We start from the raw sequence: 26888 nt of genomic DNA on the forward strand, positions 1-26888 counted from the left end.
ATGAAAAAAATAATAATAGTATTAGTTTTAATTTCTTCACTTTTTATGGCACAATCTTGCCAAAAGGAGTCTTTAGAAGAATTAAATGTTGATCCTAACAACCCTGCTAGTGTAAATATAGCTTTAACTTTTACAGCTGGGGCAGACTATATTTTATATAAATATGGCAGATTTACAAATGGTACAGATTGGGATACTTGGGCAGGTTTATTTGTTCAAACCTTTGCAGGAAATCATGCAAGCGGTATTAATTTTGACCAATATAATATCCGTAATAATGATGCTTTATGGTCTAGATGGTGGGATGGTTTTTTAGATCTTAACGATGTAATAGTTAGAGGTGCTGAGCAAGAAGCTTGGAATCATGTTGGTGCTAGTAAAGTTATTACTGCTTTAGGTTTAGGTTCTTTAACAAGTTTTTATGGTGACCTACCATGGTCTGGAGCTTTACAGGGTGCTGCTAATCCTACACCAACTTTTGACACGCAAGAACAGATTTATCAAACAATTTTAGACTTATTAGATCAAGCTATTGCAGATTTTGATAAAACTTCTTTGGTTGCTATGGGGGCTGAAGATATCGTTTATGCTGGTGATGCAAACAAATGGAAAGCTCTTGCATATGCGCTGAAAGCTAGATATGAAAATCATTTCAGCAAAAAAGACCCAGCAGGTTCAGCAACTAGAGCATTAGCCGCAGCTGCACAAGCTCAGAGTTTAGGATTTACAAGTTTTGATACTGACATGAAGTTTACTTATGACAATACTGGAGAATATCAGAATGGCTGGTTTGATATGTATGAGAATAACCAAATGATTGCATCTGAAAGCTTTATGAATACTCAAATTGACACTGATGACCCAAGAAGACTCTCGTATTGGAATGATGTAAGCGTTGACGGCGCATTTGTAGGATTTAATGGTAAATCAAATGGATTTGGAACTTCAAACATTAGTTACTCTCCTATTGGTCCAAAAGGGTTTTATGGTCAAAATGTATCTCCTCAATTAATTATGACTCATTTCGAATTACTATTTATCCAAGCTGAAGCTGAGTTTAGGCTAAATGGGGCTACACAAAATGCAGCAGATGCTCATAATGATGCTATTAAATCTCAATTAGATTTTGTTATGCCGAGTGATGCAACATATCTAACTGAGTATATGAGTTTAAAACCTGGTTATATAGCTAATTTTGCAAGTGAGACAGCTGGATCTATTACCTTGGAAAAAATTATGACAGAAAAGTATAAAGCTATGGTAACTATGAATGGTGAATCTTGGGTAGATACAAGAAGACATGACTATAAATACCCTAATTATTTGGCAATTCCAGTTACACAAGCTGGTCAACCAGTAGCTAGTCAATTTATTCAAAGAGTTTTATATCCTCAGGAGTCTATAAACACAAACCCAAATACACCAACTAGTGTTACCGTGTTTGATTCACTATGGATTTTTCAATAACAACTAAAAATTAATACAATGAAAAATATTAAAATTCTATTTATATTCACAATACTCTTTAGTTCTTGTGTTGTTGAAGATGGGGAAAACCCTTTTTACTCTCCAAGTGAATATGGAGTCTATCCTATTGTGTCGGATGTTTTGAATGGTTTTTTTGACATCATCGATGTGAACTCTGCTGAGGTTGGTTTTACTTTAAACCCTTCAGAATCAGGTGGAGCTCAAGCTACGTCTGCCGAAGTACACGTAAATTTCAATGGTGGACCTTTTCAAAAAATTGCGGACGTAGGTTCATTTCCATATTCCAATACTTTTACATTAAATGAAGTAGCTTCTGCAATTGGTGGTGTTGATGTAAATAATTTATCATTAGATGATAGTTTTAGCTTCAAATTTTTCTTTAATTTGAGTGATGGGCAAATGATAACTTCTGGTGGTGATCTTAATGTACCTATGAATTGTGCTTCTAAGTTAGCAGGAACATATGACTACGTATCAACAAATTTGGCTGCCACTAACTCAACTTGTACTTCAACAACTGCAAACGGTACAGTTACATTCACTGATCAAGGAGGAGGTTCTTACCTTGTGTCAGATTTAGGTTTTGGTCAGTATGGTACATGTTGGGCAGATTCACCGGCAACTAGTGATGATGCTATTATTACGGATTCATGTTTAAAAATAACTTCTGGTGGACTGGATCAATATGGATTAGTTTATGACTGGACTATCACAGATGTATCTGGAGATAAATTAACTATTAAATGGGAAAATGATTATGGTGATTCTGGCACGGCTGTTTTAACAAGACAAGACGGTACAGATTGGCCTGATTTATATACAGAGTAAATTATTATTTTTAATTAAAAACAGCTATCAATTATTGATGGCTGTTTTTAATTTAGGGTATAAGCATTATGAAAAAAATTCTATTTTACATTTCATTCTCACTTGGTTGTTATATTATTAGTTCATGTAGTAATGATGAAGATTTGGATTCTTTGCCAGAAATTATAACACCTCCAATTGAAATTCCCTCAACAAATACAGTAGGAACTTTGTCTTTAAATAAGGAAAAAGTTAGTGATGCTTATACACTATTTAGTGTAGAAAAATCAACTTTTCTAATTAATAATTGTGGTAATCTAATAAAAAAATGGACTAGTAACTATATAGACGGTAAGTCAGTATATTTATTAGATGATGGATCTATTCTTCGCGCTGGAGTAATTGAAAATGATAATTTAAACATTCCAGGTATTGGTGGTGTTGTACAGAAATTTTCTTGGAATGGTGAACTAACCTGGGAATATAAGTATACTTCAGAAAATGTTACCCAACATCATGATATATATCCATTGCCTAATGGTAATGTATTAATACTCGCCATAACAAGGAAAAATAAAACTGAAGCAATTAGCTCTGGTAGAAATCCAGAAAATTTAACTGAAAATGAACTTTATAATGAACAGATCATTGAAGTTGAACCAAATGGTCAATTTGGGGGCAACATAGTCTGGGAATGGAATATATGGGATCATCTTATTCAAGATTTTGATAACACAAAAAATAATTTTGGAATTGTAGAAAATAACCCTCAACTATTGAATATTAATTACTTAGGCACATCTAACGGAAAAGCTAATTGGCTTCACTTTAATTCTATACAATACAATGAAATTTTAGATCAAATTATAATTAGTTCAAGACAAACCAACGAGATACTTATTATTGATCATTCTACAACTACTTTAGAAGCAGCTTCACACTCTGGTGGTAATATGAAAAAAGGTGGAGACTTATTATATCGTTGGGGAAATCCAATAGCCTACAAAAGAGGTACAAAAAATGATCAAAAATTATATGGTCAGCATTTTCCTCATTGGATACCATTAAACTATGAAAATGGTGGGGAAATTTTGATGTTTAATAATGGTAATGGTAGATTAGAAAATATTTCATCAATAGATATTATAAATCCTCATGTAAATCCTAAGGGAGAATATATCATAAATACAGAAAATTATTACGGCCCAGAGGCATTAAAATGGAGTTATGAATCTTCTATGTCAAATAACTTTAATTCAAGAATAATGTCAAGTGCTCAAAGGCTTTCTAACGGTAATACATTAATTTGTGACTCAGATTCGGGGTATTTCTTTGAGATTGACCCTGACGAAACTATTGTATGGAAATATATTAATCCTGTTAAAACTTCTGGTGAAGTTATGACTCAAGGTGATGAGCCATCTAGTAATCTAACATTTAGAGCAATAAAATATAGTAAAAATTATCCAGCATTTGCTGGGAAAAACTTAGCTCCCAGTAATCCAATTGAAAACAATTATAACATAGGTAATTGTAATTAAAAAACCCATTTAATTGATTAATTCTCACTAAGTAATTTTATACTTGAAAATTTAATTGTGGGTAGTAAAACACTTGTGTTATTATTAAGGTTTTCTTAATTCTTTGTATGTCAAAATTTCTTTTAGTACTTCATTAACTTTAAATTAACATTTTAAGTTAAAAAACTTGTTTTTTTAACTTATTATTATGACTTTTGGCGCAATTAATTCAAATAATCATATAATGAAAACAAAGTTTAGTGGATTTTTAACACTATTATTAGTGTTTGTTGTGCAATTTACTTTTGCACAAGAAAAGACTATCACTGGTACAGTATCTGATGAAACAGGTCCTTTACCGGGGGTTAGTGTATTAATAAAAGGTACAACAACAGGTACCGAGACAGATTTTGATGGTAAGTATTCTATCAATGCTAATGTAGGTGATGTGCTTGTATTTAGTTTTGTAGGAATGTCATCTCAAGAAAAAATAGTGGGCGCTGCAAGTGTTATTAATGTTGTGCTTGCTGCTGATAATGTTTTAGATGAAGTTGTTGTGATTGGTTATGGTCAAGTAAGCCAACGAGATTTAACGACAAATATTTCTAAAGTTGAACCATCAGATGTTCAAGCAATTAGTACAGCTAACTTAGCTGGAGCTTTGCAAGGAACGGCTTCTGGTGTACAAATTACACAATCTTCTGGTGCACCAGGTGGTGAGGTAAGAATACGTATTAGAGGGTCTTCTTCTATTAATGGATCTAATAGCCCATTATTTGTGATTGACGGTGTACCAATGTTCTCTGGAACTACAATTAGTAATAGTTTTGGTGGTCAGCAAAACAGTGCATTATCAAATTTAAACCCTGATGATATTGAATCAGTTCAAATTTTGAAGGATGCGGCATCAGCAGCTATCTATGGAGATAGAGGTTCTAATGGTGTTGTAATTATTACAACTAAAAAAGGTAAAAGAGGTAAAGCCAAATTTAATCTTTCTACTTCTGTGGGCTTTCAAAACGCACAAGAACAGTATGAAACCATGAACTATGGTGAGTGGTTAAGATTTGGTGACACCTATTATGAAAATTCTGCATTTCCTTCTGGTTTTTGGTCATTTGCATGGGGTGGTAATGCTGACGTTTTTGGAGCAGATCAAGCTACTTTAGATGCTTGGTATGATTCTGTAAAAGATCAAGGTGATAATTACATGGATGAATTATATGTTAAAGATGCACCTGTATATAATACTAATTTTAATGTTTCTGGTGGTAATGATGATACACAATATTATTTAGGTCTTTCGCATTTTAAACAAGAAGGTGTTCTTTTAAATCAGGACTTCGATAGACGAAATGTTAGATTAAATCTAACCCAAAAACTATCAGATGACTTTAAATTTACTGGTGGTGTTTCTATAACAGATGAGAATTTGCAAATTGTACAAAGTGATAATAATATTTTTGGCGCTTTGTCAACTGCAATTCTGGAAGCTCCTGGTAATAATCTTCGTGATGCTAATGGAAATTTTGATAATTCACCATTTGTTTTTTCTAATCCTATACAAAATGCAGTAGAAGATTTAAACTTAGGGTATACCTTTAGGATTTTAGCTAATGGGGATTTCCAATATAATATAAAAGATAATTTATATTTGAATACAAATTTTGGTTTTGACCAATTGAATTTTAGAGAACGTCAAGTCAACCCAATTACCACTTCTCAAGGTGCTCCTTTAGGTTACTCTAGAGAGGATAAAAACAACTTTAGACGTATGAAACTATTACAGTCTATTACGTATAATCCTAATATTACAGATAATATTCGTTTAAGAGCCTTTCTTGCCGCAGAGTATGAAAGAAATACGTCAAATTTCTTAAGAGCAGACGCACAAGGGTTTTCAAGTCCTGAGTTTCAGTTTTTAAGTGAAGCAACAACACCTCTTACTACTAATAGTTCTTTTACAGAAGAGAAGAGAGTTTCATTAATTTCAAGATTAGGGCTTACAATGTGGAATAAGTTAATCTTAGAATTCTCTATGCGAGCAGATGCCTCATCTAAATTTAATCCTGATGATCGTTGGGGCTTTTTTCCAGCAGCTTCTGTAGGCTATATTCTATCTGATGAAGATTGGTTTAAAAATGATGTATTAAGTTATTTTAAACTTAGAGGTTCGTGGGGTGTTACAGGTAATACTACTGCTGTTGGAAGATTTGAAAGTCAACTAAATGTAGGTTCTGCATCATATGTTAATCAAGGTACCAGCTTTTTAGCTTTAGCTAATCCTTTTATAACTTGGGAGGAAACTACACAGTATGATCTTGGGTTTGAGGCAAAATTCTTTAATAATAGATTATCTCTTACATATGCATACTTTGATAAAACGACTAATAATAACTCGTTAATCTTAGATGTTCCTAATGCTACCTCACAAGGTGGTAATGGTATAAATGGAGCTATTCCACAAAATGTAGGAGAAATGTCAAATACAGGACATGAGATTGATTTAACTGCTGAAATCTTTAGAAGTGATGATGCACGTGGTTTTAATTGGTCAACTAATATTGGTTTTAGTACTGTAGATAATCAGGTTACTAGTTTAGGTGGTACCGGTGCATTTGATACTGGTTTTGTAAGTAGAGTACAAGAAGGTACTTATTTAGGTGCCTTTAGGGTTTTAGAAAGTGATGGTCTTTATCAAAATGCTTCTGAGGTTCCAGCTGGATTCTTAGCTTCTAACCCAAATATTGGTGCTGGAGACGTACGTTATGTAGATCAAAATGGTGATGGCCTATTAAATGATGATGACTTTATTATTGCAGGTAAACCATGGGCAGATTATTTAATTAACTGGAAGAATGATATTTCATTTGCAGGCTTTGATTTAGGTTTTTTATGGGCATTATCTGAAGGGAATGATGTTTGGAATAATAACTTACAATTTGCAGGTGCATCTAGTAACAGACTTTTCAATAAATTTAGGTCTCAGTTAAATTATTGGACACCAACAAACACAAATACTGATTTACCAAGACCTAACTTAACTACTCAGGGTTGGAATAATCAGGATGCAACACGTTTACTAGAAGACGGTTCTTTTATTAAACTTAGAAATGTAACTTTAGGCTATACTTTTAAGGAAATTAAAGGTTTTGATGCTGTCAGATTATATGTTTCAGGTGATAATTTAGTGCTAATAACAGATTACTCTGGTATAGATCCTGAAGTAAACTTCAACGGTGCACCCGGAGTTACAGGTGGTACTGATTTCTTAACACAAGGTGCTAACAAAGTGTGGAAATTTGGTGTCAACGTTTCTTTCTAATTTTTTAAACAAAGTAAAATGAAAAAATATTTTTTAATCACAATTTTATCTTTTACAGCTATATTATTTACTAGCTGTGAAGAAGAATTAAATGTTACTGATCCTTCTGCATTAAGTCTGGGTTTATTTATTACTGATGCAACTTCGGCAGAAACTGCGTTATTTCAAGCTTACAATGATATGCAGCAGCGATATATTGGAGGTGCAGATCCAAAAATGTATAGCGGGTTATATGCAGACAATTTTGATCATACTGGTTCTTTTCCAACGTTTACTGAAATATGGACCAATACGATTTTAACTAATAATGTAAATATTGACAACTTCTATGGTGATCATTATGATATAATTAATACAACTACAGAAGTTATAAGAGTTGTTGAATCAGCAGGTGAAGATGTACTTACAGCAGCAGAAAAAGAGCCGCTTCTTGCTGAAGCGCATGCTTTAAGAGCTTGGGCCTATTTTCAATTAGTAAAAGTTTTTGGAGGAGTTCCAATTACTGAACTAACAGTGCCTTTAGATGGTGATGCTGCTAATAATGTACCAAGAGCAAGTGAATCAGCGGTATATGACTATATTAACAGTGAAATTGCTTTGGCTGACGGTAAAATTGGTACTAGTAGTACATTTAGAATGAATGAAGATGCATTACAAGTATTAAAAGCTAAAGTTCAATTATATCAAGGTGATTATTCAGGTGCTGAAAGCACTTTAGAGCCATTAATTGGTAAATATAGTTTAGCTCCTAGCTACGCTTCTTTATATGCTGTGGGTAATGATACTTCTGAAACTATTTTTAGAGTAAATTATAGTGCTGCTGATGGTAATAGCTTAGCTTTTTTCTTTTACCCATCTGATGCAGGTGGTAGACGAGAAGTAGCCCCAAGCCAAGAATTATTAAATGATTTTGCTGCTGGTGATGTTAGAATTGACATGATAGCTAACAATGGTGATTTCACTTCGGCATACTTGAATAAATATCAAGATGCTGGTGGTGGTACTGATCAACCATATGTATTCAGATATGCTGATGTTTTATTAATGTATGCTGAAGTATTAGCAAGAAGAGATGATGCAAGTGCGTCTACTTATATTAATATGGTAAGGAACAGAGCCGGTTTAGGTGATGTTGTTTTAAATAGTGGTAATGTGGTTGATGTAATCGCAAATGAAAGACGATTCGAATTTTATGGTGAAGGAGATCGTTGGGATGATATAAAACGTTTAGGTATCGCTCAAGAAGTACTTGATGGTAAAGTAGTAGGTGGTTTTGAGTCATTTAAATTATTATGGCCAATACCTCAAAATGAAATTGATGCTAATGATGCAATTACTCAAGCTGATCAGAATCCTGGTTACTAATAGCTTTAGTATATAATTAAATTAAAACCACCTCAATTGAGGTGGTTTTTTTATGCTTAATAATTAACTTACATTTGCGGCATGCAACAAAATGAACTTATTTTTGGTATAAGAACCTCTATAGAAGCGATTACTTCTGGCAATACAATTGAAAAAGTTTATATCCAGAAAGGGTTACATGGAAGTCTTTTTTCTGAATTAAATTCTTTAATTAAAAAGCATAATATTTCTTCTAGTTATGTGCCGATTGAAAAGTTAAACAAGTTATCTAAAAATCAAAATCACCAAGGTGTAGTTGCAAAAATTTCTCAAGTTTCATTTTATAATCTAGATACTATTCTAGAAAATATTCAGAGTAAAGCTCCTTTAATATTATTATTAGATCAATTAACAGATGTTCGTAATTTTGGTGCCATTTTAAGAACTGCTGAATGTACTGGTGTAGATGCAATTGTCATACCATCTCAAGGTAGTGCTCCGCTAAATGCAGATGCAATTAAAACCTCCGCTGGTGCTGCTTTTAAAATACCTATTTGTAAAGTAAATCATTTATTAGATGCCATATATCAATTACAGGCTGAAGGCATCCAGATTGTATCTGTTACAGAAAAAACTGACAATAACATTTATAAAGTAGATTTTAAAAAACCCACTGCCTTAATTATGGGATCAGAACATAAAGGAATTTCGCCAAGCATTCTAAAAATATCTGATGAGAAAGGTAAATTACCTTTACTCGGTGAAATCGAATCTTTAAATGTTTCAGTTGCTTGTGGTGTTGCCTTATACGAAGTTGTTAGACAAAGAATGAATTAGTACTACTCTTCTTCTCCATTATCATCATTTTCCTCTAGATATTCCTCATCATCCCAATTATATGTGACTTTTTGAGGACCATGTTTTCTAAAAATAAAAGCAAATAGTAATCCTATTAAAAATCCAGACAAGTGACCTTCCCATGAAATACTTTCTTCAATCGGGAAAATATACCAAATCATACTTCCATAAAGAAAAACTACAATTAAAGAAACTGCTATTAGACGATTATATCTTCTTATAATTCCACTAAATAATACGAAGCTAAACAATAAATACACTATACCACTTGCGCCAATATGATAAGATGGTCTTGCAATTAACCAAGTTAATAATCCACTAAGTAAAACCCCATATAGCAATATTTTAAAGGCAATTTTTCTGTAGAAATAGAATAATGACATTAACAGGACGAAAAGAGGGACAGAATTGTTAAATAAGTGTCTTACGCCACTATGAATAAAAGGTGAAAAAATAATTCCTCTTAATCCTTTTGCTGTTCTTGGATATACGCCATATTTAGTGAAATTGTATCCAAACTTTACTTCAAACCAATAAACAATCCATAAAAATAACACTCCATAAAGCGCCATTGCGAGCATAAATGGTGTGAATTTAAATTGTTTGTCTTCCTCTACAGTAGTCATATTTTAAATGTAATACAAAATTAAGTCCAACAATAATAAAACATACAAATTGTCATTAAACGATAAAAATCATGACACAATAAAGAACAGTTTTCTCTATTTTTGCTAAATGACAACTCCATTGGCAGAGCGCATAAGACCTAAAACTTTAGATGATTATATTAGTCAACAACATCTGGTAGGAAAAAATGGTGCGCTTACCGAACATATAAAACGTGGAGTCATTCCTTCTCTAATTCTTTGGGGGCCTCCAGGAATTGGGAAAACTACATTGGCGAATATAATCGCCAATGAATCTAATCGTCCTTTTTATACGCTAAGTGCAATTAATTCTGGAGTTAAAGATGTTCGAGATGTAATTGATAAAGCTAAGCAAAGTGGAGGCTTATTTACAACTAAAAATCCGATTCTTTTTATTGACGAGATCCATCGATTTAGCAAATCTCAACAAGATTCTTTATTAGGTGCTGTAGAAAAAGGTTGGGTGACTTTGATAGGGGCTACAACTGAAAATCCAAGTTTTGAAGTGATACCTGCCCTACTCTCTCGTTGCCAAGTATATATTTTAAATGCGTTTGATAAGGACGATTTAATTGCCTTGTTAAATAGAGCGATAAAAAGCGATGAGGTTATATCAAAAAAAACTATTCAACTAAAAGAAACAGATGCTTTATTACAATTGTCTAGTGGGGATGCAAGAAAATTATTGAATATTTTTGAACTTATAGTTAATTCTGAGGATGAGCCCATTGAAATAACTAATGATCTTGTGTTGAATAAGGTTCAGAAGAATACTGTTAGATATGATAAAACAGGAGAGCAACATTATGACATTATATCTGCGTTTATAAAATCAATTAGAGGAAGCGACCCAAATGCCGCCGTCTATTGGTTGGCAAGAATGATAGAAGCTGGTGAAGATGTGAAATTTATAGCAAGAAGGCTAGTTATAGCTGCCTCAGAAGATATCGGAAATGCGAATCCAAATGCGTTGATTTTAGCAACTAATACATTTCAAGCTGTTTCTATAATTGGTTATCCAGAATCACGCATTATCTTAAGCCAATGTGCTGTTTATTTGGCCAATTCACCTAAAAGTAATGCCTCTTACTTGGCTATTAAAGAAGCTCAAGGGCTTGTTAGAGAAACCGGCGATCTTTCTGTGCCTTTACATCTGCGAAATGCACCAACAAAATTGATGAAAGATATTGGATATGGAAAAGGCTACGAATATGCTCATAGTTATGAAAATAATTTTGTAGATCAAGAATTTTTACCTGAAGAAATTAACAATACTAAACTATACGAACCAGGAGATAACGCGAGAGAAAACAATTTTAGATCCTTCTTAAAAAATAGATGGAAAGATAAATACGACTATTAAAATTTAATATTTAATTCTTCTTTAACTAATTCTCCATCCTTATAATACTCTGCAAACCATTTTTCACCTTCCTTATATAAAATACCTGCCTTGTTTTTTAAATAAAATAAATACTTAGTATTAGACTGTAATGCGATAAAAACTTTCTGTGGAGTACTATCAACTAATTGAAAACCATTTTCAATTCCTTGCGCATAAAGAATCTTATATTCTGCAGCAACAAGAGGCACTTCTTTACCATTCTTTATAACCTTAACTTTATCAAGTTTAATAGCATCTAATGGCACTTCTTTAACTGAAGTTTCTACCTTCTCAACTACTTCTGTTGGCTTATCTTCAACAACTTGTTCTACCTTTTCTTGAGTATCAGCAATAGACTCACTAACCTTAATTGGTTCAGCAACTACTACTTCTTTTTTAATTGACTCTGAAAGGTTAGAATTATAAGAATAATTACTTGCTTTTACAGCTTCAAAAGCTTTCCGTAAAGCATCGTGATGCCCTTTTTTAAATTCCTTTATTTTGCTCTTTCCTTCAATACTTGTAAAAACAGTTTCATTTCTACAATTAGCTAATTCAATTTTTAACTTAGTTGAAAAAAGGTTAGAACTTTCTACAACTTTCGTTTTTAATCCTAAACATGGGTTATTATATAAATCTTGAGGAGAATCATTTCCTTCAAATAGTGTTATAAACCCTTCTTTATCAAATAAAAATTTAGTCAAAGAATTAAGTTGATATTGATCTTCAGATTTTTGAAAATCAAATTTTTTAGGAACAATAACATATTTATAGGCATTCAAATTATTTTGTGCTGATATAACACTTAAAAAAAAGAAACACATTAAAACAAGGGCAATTTTTTTCATTTTATAAAGATTTACTCAAATTTAATTAAAAACTATAGATATTGTTTAAGTTCTTCTAGCTTATTTATACTGATTATATTGTTATTGCTAGCTTCATTCTCAAAATTAAAATGAATTGCTTTTATACCAACATTCATTGCTCCTAATACATCTGCTTCGATGTTATCACCGATCATAATACTTTCATTAGGTTTAGCCTTCGCAACTTCTAAAGCATGATTAAAAATCTTTGGATTTGGTTTTTTAACACCAACACTTTCTGAAGTAATAATTTCATCAAAATATTTTCTAATACCAGATTTCTCCAATTTTAGAGACTGTATTTCATCAAAACCATTTGTTATAATATGTAATATATATTTTGATGAAAGATAATTTAAAACCTCAATCGTGTCATCAAACAAAGCATTATAGTTTGGCAGAAAATCAATGTATTCTTTTGAAAGAATATTTATCATCGAATCTTCAACCATATAATTTAACTTGTCAAAAGCATTTTTTAACCTACCATATCGAAGCTCCGGTTTCGAAATTCTCTCTTCTCTATATAATTTCCAATAATGTTGATTTATTGGCTTGTACACCTCTAAAAATTGATTCAGATCAACGTTAATGTCATTTTTATGTAGTATAAACTCAAATGTTTTACCAGAATTAGTTTCAAAGTCCCATAAAGTGTGATCAAGATCGAAAAAGATGTGTTTAATCATAAACCAGTTGGAATTTCAATAGTTAGAAGTTCTTTTTTAAATATTATATAATATATCAACACAAAAGATATTCCTAAAAAAATATTATAAGATATTGTCACATTTAATTGGGTATTAATAATTATAAAGGCTAGCGTTTGTAACCCAAGTACAGATAATACTTTTATGAAAATTTTTCTTTGTGATATATTCGTTTTTAATAAATCTTTATCATAGAAATGAAATATAATAATTAATAATAAATAGACTATGCTAGTTGTTATAGCAGCCGATTTATACCCATAAAATTTTACAAAAATTAATGTCAAAATTATGTTTAATAATGCTATGATGATTACAATTAGACTTAACTTTCTTAATTTATCAGAAAATTTAAGTCTTAACTCGTAAAAGTTTGATAAACCATGCAAGTATGCCGCTAAAAAAACAAAAGGCATCATTGTATATCCTGATCTAAATTCTTCACCTAAAAGAACTTTAGAAATTTCTTTGGATAAAAGACTTAAATAGATCACAATTGGGAACCCGAATAAAAATATCGCCTTAATATATCTTCTAACAAATTTTATCGAATCATTATAATTAACTTCTAATTTATTTAGTAAAGTAGGATTTATTGTGTTAAAATAAATTGTAACCAGAGCTAATATAGATAATTGGCTTATTTTATATACTTGATCATAAACACCGACATTTTCTATATTAGTTAACCAAGCAATAATATATCTATCACTTGTTACTATTGTTAGGAATCCAATATTAATAATTAAGCCAGCAAACCCATAATTAAGCAATTCTCTAAGGTGTATTCTGTTTAAAGTATTATAGTTCACCTTTACATTAGCTGGGTTAATCAAAATCAAAACTAACACTAATAAAGCATCAATAATTGCCAGACTCATTATTAAAGCGGCAATATTAAGTTGGTATATAAAAACCAATATTAAAACTATGATAAGCCCCAATAAAGATCTCAATGAATGAACAATTGTATAAAAACTTGCCTTTCCTTTTAGCCTTACGATTACCATATAATACAAAAACAACTGATTAAATATAAGCTGTAAGAATGAATAAAAAATCAATTGCTTGGTTAAATTATGTTCAGATGTTTTATACCAAATTGAAGCTATAATAAATAATAGAATAACAGAAATTACAAACAAAAAAAATAAATTAGAATAGAGGCTTGTAAGGTTCTTTTCGTCTTTATATTTATTAAAATATCTCCAAATGCAAGATGCCAACCACGAAAATAATAACATACCTAAATAAGAAAATGTTATAGTTACTAATCCTAAATAACCAAAAGATTCTTTATCAAAATGTCTGGTGAAAATTGGTGTTTTTATAAAACCGATTAATAATGGTAAAAATGATCCTAAAAAATACCAAGAGAAGTCTTTTATAAAAGTTTTATTATTCATAAAAAATTTGTTTAACTTTTAGGTAAAAGCTTTTCATAAATTGAGAACAGTTTTTCTTCCATCAACTTCCAGTAGTATTTTTCTTCGACTGCTTTAATACCATTTTGTTTAAATTTTGAATAAAGATCAGGTGTTAAGAGTATTTTTTTTGTTGCATTTGCTATTTCTTGTGCGTTTAACGGGTTAACGGTAATACCTACATCATTATCTAAAATATAATTACTTATATGCCCAAAGTTACTACCAACAATGGGTAGACCCATTGCCATGTATTCAAATATTTTTATCTGTAAAATTATTCTGTGGGTTTTTATTGGCAAAAAAATCCCTAACCCAATTTTACTCTTGTTATAATAATTAGCAACTTCATTATATGGTACTGACTCTTTTAAAATAATGTTGTCAATTAATTCATATTTGATAACAAGGTTATTAATTTCTGTTTTAAATTCTCTCGTAAAAAAATTTCCCAAAAAGAGCATTCGTATTTCTGGAAAATCTTTTTTTAGAATTCTAACTGTTTCTATTATTTTAAATGCGCCTCTAAATTTGGTAATTCCACCACAATAAATCAGATCGTACTCTTTAGTTAGTTCCTTTCTTTGTTTATGAAGATTTGTATAATTATAAATTACATCCACTTTTTTATCTGACATAACCTTTCTAAACATATCTCTGACATTTGCCTCATTAGAAATTACAAAATCATAATATTGAGCGCATTTTTTTTCCCAATAATTAATATAATTTGCATATAAATTTATGAATGGTTTTAAAGCAGATTCACTTCCTATATAATCTTTTATATTTTGAGCAAAAGGATCTCTTGCGTCATAAATAACAATTGGTTTGTGAGCTAGTAACTTTAATTTCTTTCCAATTCTATTAATATTTAAATCATGAAAGTGATAAACATCAGCCTCAATTTCCTTGGCTTTCTCAAATAATTTATCATAGTTAGTTTTTGGTCTAGAATATTTAATTAAATAATTTATATATCTATTACTTGAAAAAAAATTTATCTTAAAAGTGTTATAATTTATCCCATCTTTAGTAACCCCTTCAGAATCTTTATCGCTAATTAAAATATAATAAATCTCAAAACCTTTTTTTAATAAGGACAAAGACATTTTCCAGTAGATTCTATCATCATATAGACCATGTTTATCTGCTAAAAAGCAAACCTTTATTTTCTCTTTCATATTTTTCTTCAAAATCGGTATCTCTTAAAATGATAATACTCTTCTACTTCTGCCCCAAAGCTTTTAAAAAAAGATGCCAAGTTACCAATCATTGAACCTTCAAAGTCAAATATAAAATTAGAGCCTGAATACTCTTTAATTACCTTATCTATTAATAAAGAAATAACGTTTTTATTTCGCCCTTCTTTATTTGTTGAGGAAAATAAATAAGTAATTCTAAAGTCATCAATTAAAAAAATGGTACCTCCTAAAAAATCATTTTGTTGATTATAAGATTCATAAATTATAATCTTATTTAACTCAATTAGTTTTTTAACAAGCGTTCTTAATATTTTATAATCATTTTCTTTTCGATTGACCTCTTTAGATTTAACCTTTTTGAATAATTCAATTATTCTAGAAGGATCATTTGTTTTATCAATCAACAGCTCTGCTCTATTTGCAACTTTTATATCGCTTTTTCTTCCTTTATTATAACCTTTATAAATATCATTGTATGATTGATTTAAACTGAGAGTATAGTTATTTCTTGAAATTACATTTTTATTTTCAATGGGATTTTGAGAATTCAAAAACATCTCTATAAACCTAAATTTTTTAGGAATAGCATTTAAGAGATTTACAGCTAAATCTTTATCGATTTGTTGCTGAAAAAATATTCCTAATTGTTGAACCCAAGGAACTAAATAAATATATTTTATAAAATATTTCTTCCGCCAAGGTAAAGGCATTACTGTTTCATAATCATTAAACACTAGTACATCCCAATTATCGGCTACAATATCTAAATACCAACTATATGCATAAATTCTAGAGTTAATTGCCATAGAAATACAGTCATTATATTTCTGTACATCTAGTTCATTACGAGTAAGGTACTGTATCATTTAATATTGAGAAAGTTGCTTAAAAATATCTGTATAAACTTTCTTCCATCGACTCCATCTTCCTTTATTGCTCAAAGTTTCGTTGTGAAATAACGTTATGAATGTACCATTCACTTGCTTCACCTCATTAGCTAATTTTAGAATCACTTCAAAAGCCCTTTTACTCGATAAATTTTGATAATCTCTTAAGGTGCCATCCATCACCGCAAAAGGGAAGATTTTTAATGGTGTTTGAATTTCAAAATCTAAATCATAAAAATAAAATGGTGTACAAGTACTAGCTCTAAATCCGTATTGTTGTGCATAGCCCATGGTGTAATCTTCGGCAATCTCTAAATTTATTAGGTTATGATACGTTTCTGGCATCGTCAATCTTAAATAATGCTGTCTAGATCTAGCAGCTGGCGTATTAGTAATTTCGTCTAAACGTTTTTTCTCTTTCTTTAATTTTAGCTCATTGTTCATAGTAAAATAAGAAGGATGTAAACCAACTTTACAGTAGTCAGCCACAGACTTTATAAGCGACCTATACTTACTATTTCTAGATGATGTGTTCTTATCGTAAGTAGTATACTCACTTACTAAAAAGAAAAATATAGTCTTTATATTATGTTGTTTCTGAAGATCAATTAACGTATCAAATGTATCAAAAGGATCTTTTTTAAATCCTAAAAGAACCATGGTTCTAGACCAAAGATCGCCAATTTTAAATTGAAATAAGTCTGTAAAATACCCTCCTAAAGTTCTTACAATTCCTTTATGTTTAAAGCAATATGCAATATCTACATCTATAGTAGAAATATACTCGAACGTACGTTCTTCATACTTAGCATCTTTAAACTTTTCTTTTAAGATTTCCCTAAATTTATAGGCCCAAATATCTATAAGAGGTTTATCTAAAAAATGGTTTTTAAATGCCAAGCTTTCTTCTGCAGGGAAACGCTCAAATTGATCTTTTAAATGTGGTAAGTATTCTTCATACCTACTAAGCAAATAAAAAGTTGCAGCAAAAATATCAAAAGGAACAGATGCTTCTTGCCTATATTGAAAAAAGCATGGAACATCTTGCCATTTGCCCACATATATATCTACATCGTTTATACCTTGTTCAAACAATAAATCAGAACTTCTTACAAAAATTTCTTTTCCTAGTGGTTGTTTAGCATAGGTCAATTTTGGCCCCTTATGAGCAACAAATTTTTCAACTTTAGTAGTAAACTCAACAGGAATTTGTAAAATTCTTGTAAAAAAGTGTTTAAAGGTGTAATTAAGTCTAGGTGTTATTTTATGTGTATAAACTAAGAGCATTAAAGTAGATTACTGTCAGCAAAGCTAAAATAGTCTTTTTCGGTAATTATTAAATGGTCTAAGACTTTTATATCTAATGCTTCACCTGCTTGCTTAATTTTATGTGTTAATTTTTTATCAGATTCACTTGGTTTTAATTTTCCTGAAGGGTGATTATGACATAAAATTATACCTGTTGCTAATAATTCTACAGCTTTTTTGAATATGATACGAGCATCTACTAGCGTGCCTGTTAAACCTCCTTTGCTTAATTGTTTCTTATGCAGTACTTTATTGGCATTATTTAAAAACAATACCCAAAATTCTTCATGCTGTAATTCACCAATAATAGGTTGCATAATATTAAAAACATATTTGCTTGAGGTAATTTTGGGCTGAGATAAAGCATCTTCTAATCTGCACCTTCTTGCTAGTTCTAATGCTGTAATTATTGTAATTGCTTTTGCTTCACCAATTCCTTTAAATTGAATTAAATCATTTATACTTAGCTTACTAAAAGCATTTAAATTATTATCAGTAAAGTTTAGCATTCTTTTTGCAAGATCTACAGCAGTTTCTTCTTTATTACCAGAGCCTAATAAAATAGCTATTAACTCAGCATCTGATAAGGCTTTTTTCCCTTTTGCAATTAATTTTTCTCGAGGCCTATCATCTACATTCCAAGACTTTATAGAAAAAGACTTTTTCTTTACTTTCATCAATTATAAATTGGTCTTTAAAGATATAAAAGAAAAAAGTAATACTTTTGCCCATACTATATTTTCTTAACTAAGAAACACGCATGAAAATAGTCATTGCTGGTGCTGGTGAAGTTGGCTTTCATTTAGCAAAATTACTTTCCTACGAGTACCATGATATTACTCTAATAGATTTAAAAAAAGATAGATTAAATTATATTGAAAGTAAGTTAGATATAAAAACTGTAACGGGCGATGCTACCTCAATTTCTCTTCTTAAAGAAGCAAATGTAAATGAGGCTGACCTTGTAATTTCGGTTTCTTCTAATGAAGCTATTAATATTACTGTTTCTACACTGTCTAAAAGACTTGGTGCTAAAAAAACTATTGCCAGAATTAATAATACTGAGTTTATAGATTTTAAAGACGAAATTGATTTTAATGAACTAGGTATTGATGAATTGATCTCTACAGAGTTATTAGCAACAAACGAAATAAAATCTTTATTAAGCGAAGCTGCTTTCAATGATATGCATGAGTTTGAAGATGGTGAACTAACTATGATAGGCATTTTATTACCCGTCACAGCGCCTTTTGTTGGTATTTCTGTAAAAGAAGCTGCTGCTACTTTTCCTAATATCAATTTTATGCCCATTGCAATTAAAAATTTAATTAGCAATCAAACAGTCATTCCTCGTGGAGATACTGTTTTTAAAGAAAATGATTTAGCATACTTTGTAACTCTAAAGCAAGGAGTTAATGAACTTTATAAGCTTACCGGGAAGCATAAAGAGACTATAAAAAACGTGATGATTTTAGGAGGTAGTCGTATTGGTGAAAGAGTTGCCAAAGAACTATGTAACAGCAAATTAAATATAAAAATTATTGAAAAAAATAAAGAAAGAGCTTTTGAATTAGCAGATAGATTACCTAATGCGCTTGTTGTTTTAGGTGATGGTAGAGATGGAGATTTACTAGACGAAGAAAGTATAAATTCGATGGATGCTTTTTTAGGTGCTACGGGTAGCGCCGATATTAATATTATGTCTTGCCTAGCTGCAAAATCTAAAGGGGTTAAAAAGACTATAGCATTAGCGGGTAATGTTGATTATTCAAATCTTTCCCAATCTATTGGTATTGACACTGTGGTTAATAAAAAACTGTTAGCCGCCAATAATATTTTTAAATACATACGTAAAGGTGATGTAATAGATATTACTACACTAGACAATTTTGGTGTAGAAATTTTAGAATTTAATGTTCGAAAAAATTCTTTAATAACCAAAAAAATTATTAGAGAATTAGATTTTCCAAGAGCAGCAACTATCGGAGGTGTTGTTAGAAATGGTAAAGGAATTATTGCCTTGGGTGATTTTAAAATTGAAGCTAATGACAAAGTAGTAGTATGTTGCTTTAACGAAGATATCCCCAAGGTAGAAAAGTTGTTTGACTAAATTTTATCGCTGACATGCAAAAACTGAACATAAAAATTATTTTTCAGATGATGGGCTTCTTGCTCATTTTTAATGGAATTTTTATGTTTCTTTCAAGTGGAGTTAGTTTCTTTTACAAGGATGGTGTCACTAAAGAAATATTCTTTGCTGGAATTGTAACAATTATAGTAGGATTACTATTTCGATTTGCTACCAAAGGGTTCAGTAAAGAAGTAAAAAAACGTGAAGGATATCTTATAGTTACATTAGGCTGGATTTTTATGTCACTTTCTGGCTCATTGCCCTATATGTTTTCACATTCAATTCCACAATTTACAGATGCCTTTTTCGAAACTATTTCTGGTTATACAACCACAGGTGCATCTATATTAAATGATATTGAAAGTTTACCTAAGGGTATTCTTTTTTGGAGAAGTACCACACATTGGATAGGTGGTATGGGAATCATCGTTTTAACAATAGCCATTTTACCATTACTAGGTATCGGAGGAATGCAACTATTCGCTGCCGAAGCGCCTGGCCCCTCAGCAGACAAGTTACATCCTAGAATTACTGATACAGCTAAACGGTTATGGTATATCTATTTAGGATTAACTCTAGCTGAGGCCTTATTGTTAAAATTAGCTGGCATGGGTATGTTCGACGCTGTAAATCATGCAATGAGTACGCTTTCTACAGGAGGGTTTTCCACTAAAAATACAAGTGTTGCACATTGGAATCATCAACCATTGATTCAATATATTATTATATTCTTTATGTTTCTAGCAGGAACAAACTTTGTATTAAGTTATTTTGCATTTAAAGGAAAAGTTCAAAAAGTTTTAAAAGATGAAGAATTTAAAACATACTTCTTCAATATTATTGGTATTACAATTATAGTTACACTAGTAGTTTATTTTAAAGCTAACATTTCTAGAGTGCCAACAGAAATTCAAGCCATTGCACACCCTATGGTTTTAGGTGAGTTAGAAAGTGCTATTAGGCATGGCTTATTTCAAGTAACAGCTATAATTACAACTACAGGATTTGTTACTGCTGATTTTACCATTTGGACGCCATTCTTAACTGTTTTGTTCTTTATCTTGATGTTTTTTGGCGCATCTGCTGGATCAACTTCTGGAGGTATAAAACTTGTCCGTCATGTTATTATGATAAAAAATGGATTTTTAGAATTTAAAAGAACAATGCACCCGAATGCAATTATACCAGTGCGATATAATGATAAGTCAATTTCACAAAATATTGTATTCAATATTATTGCATTCGTTATTCTATATTTTATCATTTTTGCTTTAGGTGCGGTTGTATTTGGTTTATTAGGTCTAGATTATCAATCAGCACTTGGTGGTGCTGCATCTTCACTTGGTAATGTTGGTCCTGCATTTGGGCAATTAAGCCCTGTAAATAATTACGATAGCCTACCAAATTTAGGAAAATGGTGGTCAGCTGTTTTAATGCTTCTAGGTAGATTAGAACTCTTTACTGTATTGATTTTATTCACTCCTTACTTCTGGAAAAAAAGTTAGCTCTTGAAAATTAAAGATCAGCTAAATAGGGCTTTAATTTTTAAAAATACACCTAAAAGAATTGTTTCATTGGTACCTAGTCAAACAGAATTACTTGTTGAGTTAGGTTTAGAAAAATCTTTAGTAGGAATCACAAAATTTTGTGTACACCCAAAACATATTCGAAAAACCTTAAAAATAGTTGGAGGAACCAAAAATGTGAATTATGAAAAGATAAAAGCTTTAGAGCCTGATATTATAATTTGTAATAAAGAAGAGAACACGCAAGCAATTGTTAACGAATTAGAAAAAATTGCTCCTGTTTACATTTCAGATATTATAACTATAGAAGATAATTTTCAGTTTATTTTCGATCTAGGAGAAATCTTTAATTTACAATTTAAAGCAAAAGAATTAGTTGTAAAAACACAAGACAAGTTGAATGATTTTAGATTATTTATATCTGAAAAATCTCAACAACAAGTAGCTTATTTTATTTGGAGAGATCCTTGGATGGTTGTAGGGAATAATAATTTCATCAATGAACTTCTAAGACTAAATAATTTTAAAAATGTATTTGAGGGTCAAGATCGTTATCCAGAAATTAGACTTGAATCATTAAAAAAACTAAGTATGGACTTGATTCTATTATCATCTGAACCTTATCCTTTTAAAGAAAATCATATTCAAGAAATTAAACAATTTACGAAAGCAAGAATATTGTTAGTTGATGGAGAATATTTTAGCTGGTATGGCTCAAGATTATTAGAAGCATTTAATTACTTTAAACTACTTCATAATTAATAAACCACCTCAATTGAGGTGGTTATTTAAACAGAAAATATAAAATCCTATTGAGGATTTTGAACTAAATTAGGGTTTGCATCAAGTTCTTCTCTAGGTATCAACCATTCCCATCGAATATCACCTGCTGGAATCTCTAAATTATTATCAGCTAGTGCTGCTACGTGATTTGCCCCTGTTCTATCTAAAGGTAAATTAAGACGTTTTAAATCTAAAAATCTAAAACCTTCACCCCATAGTTCGACTCTTCTTTGAACCATAATTTCATCTATTAGGTCTTGCCCTGTATTTGTAGAAAGTGTATAAGCATCATCTCTTGTAGTAATAAGATCAAACAATACTTGAGCAGCTACACCGTCATTTCCTAATCTTGCCTGAGCTTCAGCTTCAATAAGATACATCTCTGCAGCTCTCATATGTGGAACATCCATACTACTATCTCCATTACTCACAGCTAAAAATTTCTGATTTGTATAAGGTCTTCGCTGATGGGCAGCTAATAATGATTTCCCTGAAGGAAGGTTTAAATGTTCTCCTGTAGGATCCCATAAACCTTTTCTAACATCAGTATCAGAAATCATATCATATAATTTTGAGTTTATTGACCTAGGATTTCCTCGAATAGCAGAAGAACTAAAATTTCTAGAAATATAGGCTCCATAAGTACCAAAACCATCATTTTGATCTGAGACTACTTGACTTGCCCACATAAACTCTGGATTATTCTCAGATGAACTTTGAAACCCTAGAGCATAAGTTTCTTTATCCATTAAACTAAAATCTGCTCTTGCTTCCTGAGCTAATTGTGATGCCAAAGCCCAATTACCCATAGTTAAAGCTACTCTAGCTTTTACACCTTTAGCCACAGCCTGGTTAATATGAGATTTATTTGCTCTAGATAAACCTTCTAAAGCAGTAATGGCAGCGTCTAAATCACTATTAATTTCAGCGTAAACTTCTTCAACTGTATTTCTAGCAAGTTGTTCTTCTAGTTCACTCTTCTTGTATGGCACTCCTAATTGACTATTACCCCCTCCTGCAACATATCTTCCGCCATATGTTTGTACTAATTGATAATGAGACCATGCTCTATACACTAATGCCTGACCTAGTATCTCATTTTTCTCATCTTCTGGTCCAGCAGCATTTTCAATACCATTAATTAAAACATTAGCATTAGCAATTATTATATAATATGATCGCCATGGAAATTCAGCGTAAAAATCAGTGTCACTTCTACCAGCCGTCCATTTATAAACTCTATTATGCCATTGTTCTCTATGAATAACCTGATCTTCACCTAATAAATCCATATGAATATAAATACCACCAATACCGCAGTTTCCTTGAATATTATTCCAACGTGTATATAGTGATCTATGTATTCCATTAATTACCGCTTTAGCAGTAGCCGTACTACTCACAGCCTCACTGGCCGCTACCTGATCTGTAGGTGCCGTTTCTAAAAAATCCTCTTTACAAGAATTAAGAATCAAGATTCCTAAAACTAATATTAAAATATATTTTACTTTTTTCATTGTATTATAATTTTACATTTAAACCAAATGATACAATTCTAGCTGGTGTAAATACATTAGAAGTATTACCGTTAAATTGTTGCTGAACATTTAAGCCTTTTCTAGCGTTAATAGAAAATACATTCTCGGCAGTAACATATAACCTTAAAAATGAAACGCCAATTTTATCTGTTATATCGTTGTTGAAAGTGTACGATAGATTAGCTTGTCTTAAATTAAAAAATGAAGCGTCTGTAAGCCATCTATCTGAAAAACCTGCATCCCATTGTGATGACAAAGAAGCGTCCATTCTTGGTACATCTGTGATATCACCGGGTTGTTGCCACCTATCTAAAATATCAACATGCTTTGCTGTTCCATATGAGCCTGCACTCATAATTCCTTGATAGTTTAAATCTAATGTTTCACCACCTATTTGATAAGTAAATAAAGTTGATAGTGAAAAATTCTTATAGTTAATATCATTTGTAATTGAACCTGTTAAATCTGGAATTGCAGAACCTGCATAATGAAATTTAGCATTTGTAGAATTAGGAGTTACTGCCACACCATTAATAGTTCTTACGTTTGACGCTGTAGGGTCATCCGCTACAAATAAACCTGAACCATCACTAGGATCTACACCGTACCAATCTCTAATCCAATAATCAAATAATCCTTTACCTACTTGAAGCTTTTTTGTACCATTAATAATTTCTCCTTGTGGCAACTCAGTAAACTCGTTCTTGATTGTAGCTGCATTTACAGTTAAATTCCAAGAAAAGTTTTCATTCTTAAAAATATCTGCCGATAAACTAACCTCAATACCTCTGTTGAATAAAGTACCTATATTTTCTAATTTACTATCAGCTCCATCAGAAAATGCAACAGGTACATTGAATATTAAATTCTGAGATTCTTTATTATAATATTCTACAGAACCTCTTATTCTATCAAAAAGACCAAATTCTAATGCAACATCAAAATTAGCACTAGTCTCCCATTCTAAATCTGGAGCTCCTAAACTTGATCTAATTACTCCTGGTTCATTTTGATTATTATTATCTAAAGCAAAAGTAGCCTGAGCTGGATAGTAATCTGCAACGAACACATTATTTACTAATTTTAGTATTCTACTATTTCCAAGTTCACCGTATGATGCTCTTAATTTTAATTGGTTTATCCAAGAAACATCACTCATAAAATCTTCTCTATCAATACTCCAAGAGCCACCTAACGACCAAAATGTACCCCATCTTTTTTCATCTGTAAAACGTGATGAACCATCGGTACGAATTGAACTACTTAAAAAATATTTATTATCATAATTGTAATTTAATCTACCAAAATAACTATCATCTGTTGCTTCATCTCGTTGTGATTCAAGACCTGTTGTTTCTACAAAATTAATTAGCTCTAAATTACCTGCAGCTATTTGTGTTCTACGCGTACCATTTAAATCATCTATTTCCAGTTGTTGACTTTCATGTCCAGCCAAGAACTCAAAATTATGAACATCGTTAAATGATTTGGTATAATTTAACAATTGATTAAATCCTACAGTTCTTGTTCTAACATATTGTCTAAATCCTAAACCAGTTGGAGCTCCGTCGCCTATTATTGTATTCCAAAAGAAAGTATTATAAAAATTGTCTTCTTCATAACTCAAATTCGTTCTGAAAGTCAAACCTTCCATTAAAGTGATATCAGCATAAGTTTTTAAGTTAAGATTGGTAATTTCATCGAAATCTACATCTAACATTCTTTCTAGAACTATATGTCTACCTGTACTTGCTCCACTAGGTCTATTATCATCAAGATCAAATACTCTATTTCCATCAGCATCAAGAATAAATGCGCCAGTTGCAGGGTCATGAGCATAGATTGGATAAATTGGCCCAATATCTCTAGTAAATCTAAATGCATTTCTAAAGCTTGTATTACCACCTAATTGTCCTTGATTACTTTGAGATTTACTACCTGCTAGATTTCCACCAACTTTTAGCCATTTTTTTGCTTGATAATTAACATTTACTCTTGAAGTAAATCTTTCATAATCAGATTTTATTAGATAACCTTCTTCATTTAAATATCCAAAAGAAGCAAAATAGTCAGCATTTTCAGTTCTTCCTTGGTAACTAATATCTGCTGTTCTTCTTGTACCCGTTCTAGTTATAGCGCCTTCCCAATCAAAATCATTATAAAGTAATGAAGCACTTGGGTTTAATTGACCATTTGCACCAACAATTTGATCATTAGGAACATTAAACGGATTATATCCTAATATTCCAAAAATACCATTACTAGCAGCTAAATTCGCAGCATCTAAATCAGCCTGACTACTAACTCCTGGAACAGCAGAAGTATTTCTTAATGCTTCCCACATTACTGGGTAATATTGAAAAGCATCTATTCTATCATATTCTGGTATAGATCTATCTATTATAGCTGTAGATACATTAACAGAAAGCTCCCCTTTACCTGTTTTACCCCTTTTAGTGGTAACTAACACTACTCCATTTGTTGCTTTATTACCATATAGAGCTGTTGATGAAGCATCTTTAAGAATTGTAATGTTTTCAATATCATTAGGATTAATATTTGCTAAATTACCGTTAACAGGTATACCGTCGACTACATATAGTGGTGCATTTGTAGCCGTAAAAGAACCAAAACCTCTAATTCTGATATTTTGACCTGATCCTGGTTGGCCACTCGCTGTGGCTATAACACCAGGCGAAGCACCTTCGATAGCAGTAGATAAATTAGTAATTGATCTTTTTTCAATATCCTCAGTTTTAATTTGAGTAACAGCTCCTGTTAAAGCTTCTTTGCTCGAAGTACCATACGCAACTACAACAACTTCATCAAGTAAATTATCACTTTGTAGAACTACATCAATTATATTGGTTGTACCAATAGTTCTTTCAACCGTTGCCATACCTACAAAACTAAATACTAAAATATCTCCTGTATTAGCATTAATCGAATACTTACCATCAAAATCTGTTTCTGTGCCCGTAGTAGTGCCTTTAATTATCACACTTACACCAGGCAATGGACCATCACCATCTGTGACAGTTCCGGAAACAGTTTTTTGCTGTGCAATTACTGAAGTTATACTAAGAACATATAACATCAATAATAAAAGTTTTTTAACTTTCATAAATTAATTT

Annotated in this window: 20 protein-coding genes; 10 read left to right on the forward strand and 10 right to left on the reverse strand. The window is 31.2% G+C overall.

The window, feature by feature from the left end; translation table 11 throughout:
• The 6 genes from AC3IF2_RS08995 to rlmB all read left to right on the forward strand — a co-directional run bounded on the left by AC3IF2_RS08995 (position 1) and on the right by rlmB (position 9321).
• Entirely contained in the window at positions 1-1467 is a 1467-nt protein-coding gene (locus AC3IF2_RS08995) for a SusD/RagB family nutrient-binding outer membrane lipoprotein (RefSeq protein WP_489166716.1), read from the forward strand.
• 18 nt (positions 1468-1485) lie between these two features.
• On the forward strand, positions 1486-2316 hold the full coding sequence (locus AC3IF2_RS09000) for a hypothetical protein (protein ID WP_489166717.1): 831 nt from the start codon (positions 1486-1488) through the stop codon (positions 2314-2316).
• A 68-nt stretch (positions 2317-2384) separates the two neighbouring features.
• On the forward strand, positions 2385-3836 hold the full coding sequence (locus tag AC3IF2_RS09005) for an aryl-sulfate sulfotransferase (protein WP_489166718.1): 1452 nt from the start codon (positions 2385-2387) through the stop codon (positions 3834-3836).
• Positions 3837-4059: 223 nt separating this feature from the next.
• Positions 4060-7140, forward strand: a complete 3081-nt coding sequence (locus AC3IF2_RS09010) for a SusC/RagA family TonB-linked outer membrane protein (RefSeq protein ID WP_489166719.1) — start codon at positions 4060-4062, stop codon at positions 7138-7140.
• An 18-nt stretch (positions 7141-7158) separates the two neighbouring features.
• Positions 7159-8505, forward strand: a complete 1347-nt coding sequence (locus AC3IF2_RS09015; protein WP_489166720.1) for a RagB/SusD family nutrient uptake outer membrane protein — start codon at positions 7159-7161, stop codon at positions 8503-8505.
• 81 nt (positions 8506-8586) lie between these two features.
• The gene (rlmB, locus tag AC3IF2_RS09020) at positions 8587-9321 is read left to right on the forward strand and encodes a 23S rRNA (guanosine(2251)-2'-O)-methyltransferase RlmB (protein WP_489166721.1); all 735 of its coding nucleotides are present in this window, start codon (positions 8587-8589) and stop codon (positions 9319-9321) included.
• A 2-nt stretch (positions 9322-9323) separates the two neighbouring features.
• Here rlmB and AC3IF2_RS09025 read toward each other — a convergent pair whose 3' ends face one another.
• Entirely contained in the window at positions 9324-9968 is a 645-nt protein-coding gene (locus AC3IF2_RS09025; protein WP_489166722.1) for a rhomboid family intramembrane serine protease, read from the reverse strand.
• 109 nt (positions 9969-10077) lie between these two features.
• Between AC3IF2_RS09025 and AC3IF2_RS09030 the strand changes: the two genes are divergently transcribed.
• Positions 10078-11352, forward strand: a complete 1275-nt coding sequence (locus tag AC3IF2_RS09030; protein WP_489166723.1) for a replication-associated recombination protein A — start codon at positions 10078-10080, stop codon at positions 11350-11352.
• Here the strand turns inward: AC3IF2_RS09030 and AC3IF2_RS09035 are convergent.
• The 7 genes from AC3IF2_RS09035 to radC are packed head-to-tail and all read right to left on the reverse strand — an operon-like array spanning position 11349 to position 18453.
• Positions 11349-12221 (reverse strand): hypothetical protein, encoded by an 873-nt coding sequence (locus AC3IF2_RS09035; protein WP_489166724.1) that lies wholly within the window; start codon positions 12219-12221, stop codon positions 11349-11351. The two genes, AC3IF2_RS09030 and AC3IF2_RS09035, sit on opposite strands and share 4 nt — an antisense overlap.
• 32 nt (positions 12222-12253) lie before the next feature.
• Positions 12254-12931: a YjjG family noncanonical pyrimidine nucleotidase gene (locus AC3IF2_RS09040; RefSeq protein WP_489166725.1), complete on the reverse strand. Its 678-nt coding sequence runs from the start codon at positions 12929-12931 to the stop codon at positions 12254-12256.
• Positions 12928-14358, reverse strand: coding sequence for a lipopolysaccharide biosynthesis protein (locus AC3IF2_RS09045; protein WP_489166726.1), 1431 nt, complete (start codon positions 14356-14358; stop codon positions 12928-12930). The genes AC3IF2_RS09040 and AC3IF2_RS09045 overlap by 4 nt, the downstream gene beginning before the upstream one ends.
• 11 nt (positions 14359-14369) lie before the next feature.
• Complete coding sequence (locus tag AC3IF2_RS09050) at positions 14370-15560, reverse strand: glycosyltransferase (protein ID WP_489166727.1); 1191 nt, start codon at positions 15558-15560, stop codon at positions 14370-14372.
• Positions 15561-15568: 8 nt separating this feature from the next.
• The gene (locus AC3IF2_RS09055; RefSeq protein ID WP_489166728.1) at positions 15569-16447 is read right to left on the reverse strand and encodes a hypothetical protein; all 879 of its coding nucleotides are present in this window, start codon (positions 16445-16447) and stop codon (positions 15569-15571) included.
• Entirely contained in the window at positions 16448-17755 is a 1308-nt protein-coding gene (locus AC3IF2_RS09060; RefSeq protein ID WP_489166729.1) for a polysaccharide deacetylase family protein, read from the reverse strand.
• Positions 17755-18453, reverse strand: coding sequence for a RadC family protein (gene radC, locus AC3IF2_RS09065; protein ID WP_489166730.1), 699 nt, complete (start codon positions 18451-18453; stop codon positions 17755-17757). The genes AC3IF2_RS09060 and radC overlap by 1 nt, the downstream gene beginning before the upstream one ends.
• A gap of 83 nt (positions 18454-18536) precedes the next feature.
• On the opposite strand from radC, the gene trkA reads away from it, so the two are divergent.
• The 3 genes from trkA to AC3IF2_RS09080 are packed head-to-tail and all read left to right on the forward strand — an operon-like array spanning position 18537 to position 22195.
• A complete protein-coding gene (trkA, locus tag AC3IF2_RS09070; protein ID WP_489166731.1) occupies positions 18537-19886 on the forward strand; it encodes a Trk system potassium transporter TrkA in 1350 nt (449 codons plus the stop codon).
• Between the two features lie 14 nt (positions 19887-19900).
• The gene (locus tag AC3IF2_RS09075) at positions 19901-21412 is read left to right on the forward strand and encodes a TrkH family potassium uptake protein (RefSeq protein ID WP_489166732.1); all 1512 of its coding nucleotides are present in this window, start codon (positions 19901-19903) and stop codon (positions 21410-21412) included.
• 3 nt (positions 21413-21415) lie between these two features.
• Positions 21416-22195: an ABC transporter substrate-binding protein gene (locus AC3IF2_RS09080; protein ID WP_489166733.1), complete on the forward strand. Its 780-nt coding sequence runs from the start codon at positions 21416-21418 to the stop codon at positions 22193-22195.
• A 47-nt stretch (positions 22196-22242) separates the two neighbouring features.
• On the opposite strand, the gene AC3IF2_RS09085 is transcribed toward AC3IF2_RS09080, so the two are convergent.
• Both AC3IF2_RS09085 and AC3IF2_RS09090 read right to left on the reverse strand, forming a co-directional pair.
• Complete coding sequence (locus AC3IF2_RS09085) at positions 22243-23733, reverse strand: RagB/SusD family nutrient uptake outer membrane protein (protein WP_489166734.1); 1491 nt, start codon at positions 23731-23733, stop codon at positions 22243-22245.
• Between the two features lie 4 nt (positions 23734-23737).
• Positions 23738-26878 carry a SusC/RagA family TonB-linked outer membrane protein gene (locus tag AC3IF2_RS09090; protein WP_489166735.1) on the reverse strand — a complete coding sequence of 1047 codons (3141 nt, stop codon included), beginning with the start codon at positions 26876-26878 and terminating at the stop codon, positions 23738-23740.
• Between the last annotated feature and the right edge of the window lie 10 nt (positions 26879-26888).

The organism is Maritimimonas rapanae, assembly GCF_057837205.1.

Bases quoted from the DNA above. Each gene is read 5' to 3' on its own strand.
- AC3IF2_RS08995 (WP_489166716.1), top strand. From the start codon at position 1: ATGAAAAAAATAATAATAGTATTAGTTTTAATTTCTTCACTTTTTATG.
- AC3IF2_RS09090 (WP_489166735.1), bottom strand. From the start codon at position 26,878: ATGAAAGTTAAAAAACTTTTATTATTGATGTTATATGTTCTTAGTATA.
- AC3IF2_RS09025 (WP_489166722.1), bottom strand. From the start codon at position 9,968: ATGACTACTGTAGAGGAAGACAAACAATTTAAATTCACACCATTTATG.
- AC3IF2_RS09030 (WP_489166723.1), top strand. From the start codon at position 10,078: ATGACAACTCCATTGGCAGAGCGCATAAGACCTAAAACTTTAGATGAT.
- AC3IF2_RS09040 (WP_489166725.1), bottom strand. From the start codon at position 12,931: ATGATTAAACACATCTTTTTCGATCTTGATCACACTTTATGGGACTTT.
- AC3IF2_RS09060 (WP_489166729.1), bottom strand. From the start codon at position 17,755: ATGCTCTTAGTTTATACACATAAAATAACACCTAGACTTAATTACACC.
- AC3IF2_RS09005 (WP_489166718.1), top strand. From the start codon at position 2,385: ATGAAAAAAATTCTATTTTACATTTCATTCTCACTTGGTTGTTATATT.
- AC3IF2_RS09000 (WP_489166717.1), top strand. From the start codon at position 1,486: ATGAAAAATATTAAAATTCTATTTATATTCACAATACTCTTTAGTTCT.
- AC3IF2_RS09015 (WP_489166720.1), top strand. From the start codon at position 7,159: ATGAAAAAATATTTTTTAATCACAATTTTATCTTTTACAGCTATATTA.
- trkA (WP_489166731.1), top strand. From the start codon at position 18,537: ATGAAAATAGTCATTGCTGGTGCTGGTGAAGTTGGCTTTCATTTAGCA.
- radC (WP_489166730.1), bottom strand. From the start codon at position 18,453: ATGAAAGTAAAGAAAAAGTCTTTTTCTATAAAGTCTTGGAATGTAGAT.
- AC3IF2_RS09010 (WP_489166719.1), top strand. From the start codon at position 4,060: ATGAAAACAAAGTTTAGTGGATTTTTAACACTATTATTAGTGTTTGTT.
- AC3IF2_RS09075 (WP_489166732.1), top strand. From the start codon at position 19,901: ATGCAAAAACTGAACATAAAAATTATTTTTCAGATGATGGGCTTCTTG.
- AC3IF2_RS09085 (WP_489166734.1), bottom strand. From the start codon at position 23,733: ATGAAAAAAGTAAAATATATTTTAATATTAGTTTTAGGAATCTTGATT.
- AC3IF2_RS09055 (WP_489166728.1), bottom strand. From the start codon at position 16,447: ATGATACAGTACCTTACTCGTAATGAACTAGATGTACAGAAATATAAT.
- AC3IF2_RS09050 (WP_489166727.1), bottom strand. From the start codon at position 15,560: ATGAAAGAGAAAATAAAGGTTTGCTTTTTAGCAGATAAACATGGTCTA.
- rlmB (WP_489166721.1), top strand. From the start codon at position 8,587: ATGCAACAAAATGAACTTATTTTTGGTATAAGAACCTCTATAGAAGCG.
- AC3IF2_RS09035 (WP_489166724.1), bottom strand. From the start codon at position 12,221: ATGAAAAAAATTGCCCTTGTTTTAATGTGTTTCTTTTTTTTAAGTGTT.
- AC3IF2_RS09045 (WP_489166726.1), bottom strand. From the start codon at position 14,358: ATGAATAATAAAACTTTTATAAAAGACTTCTCTTGGTATTTTTTAGGA.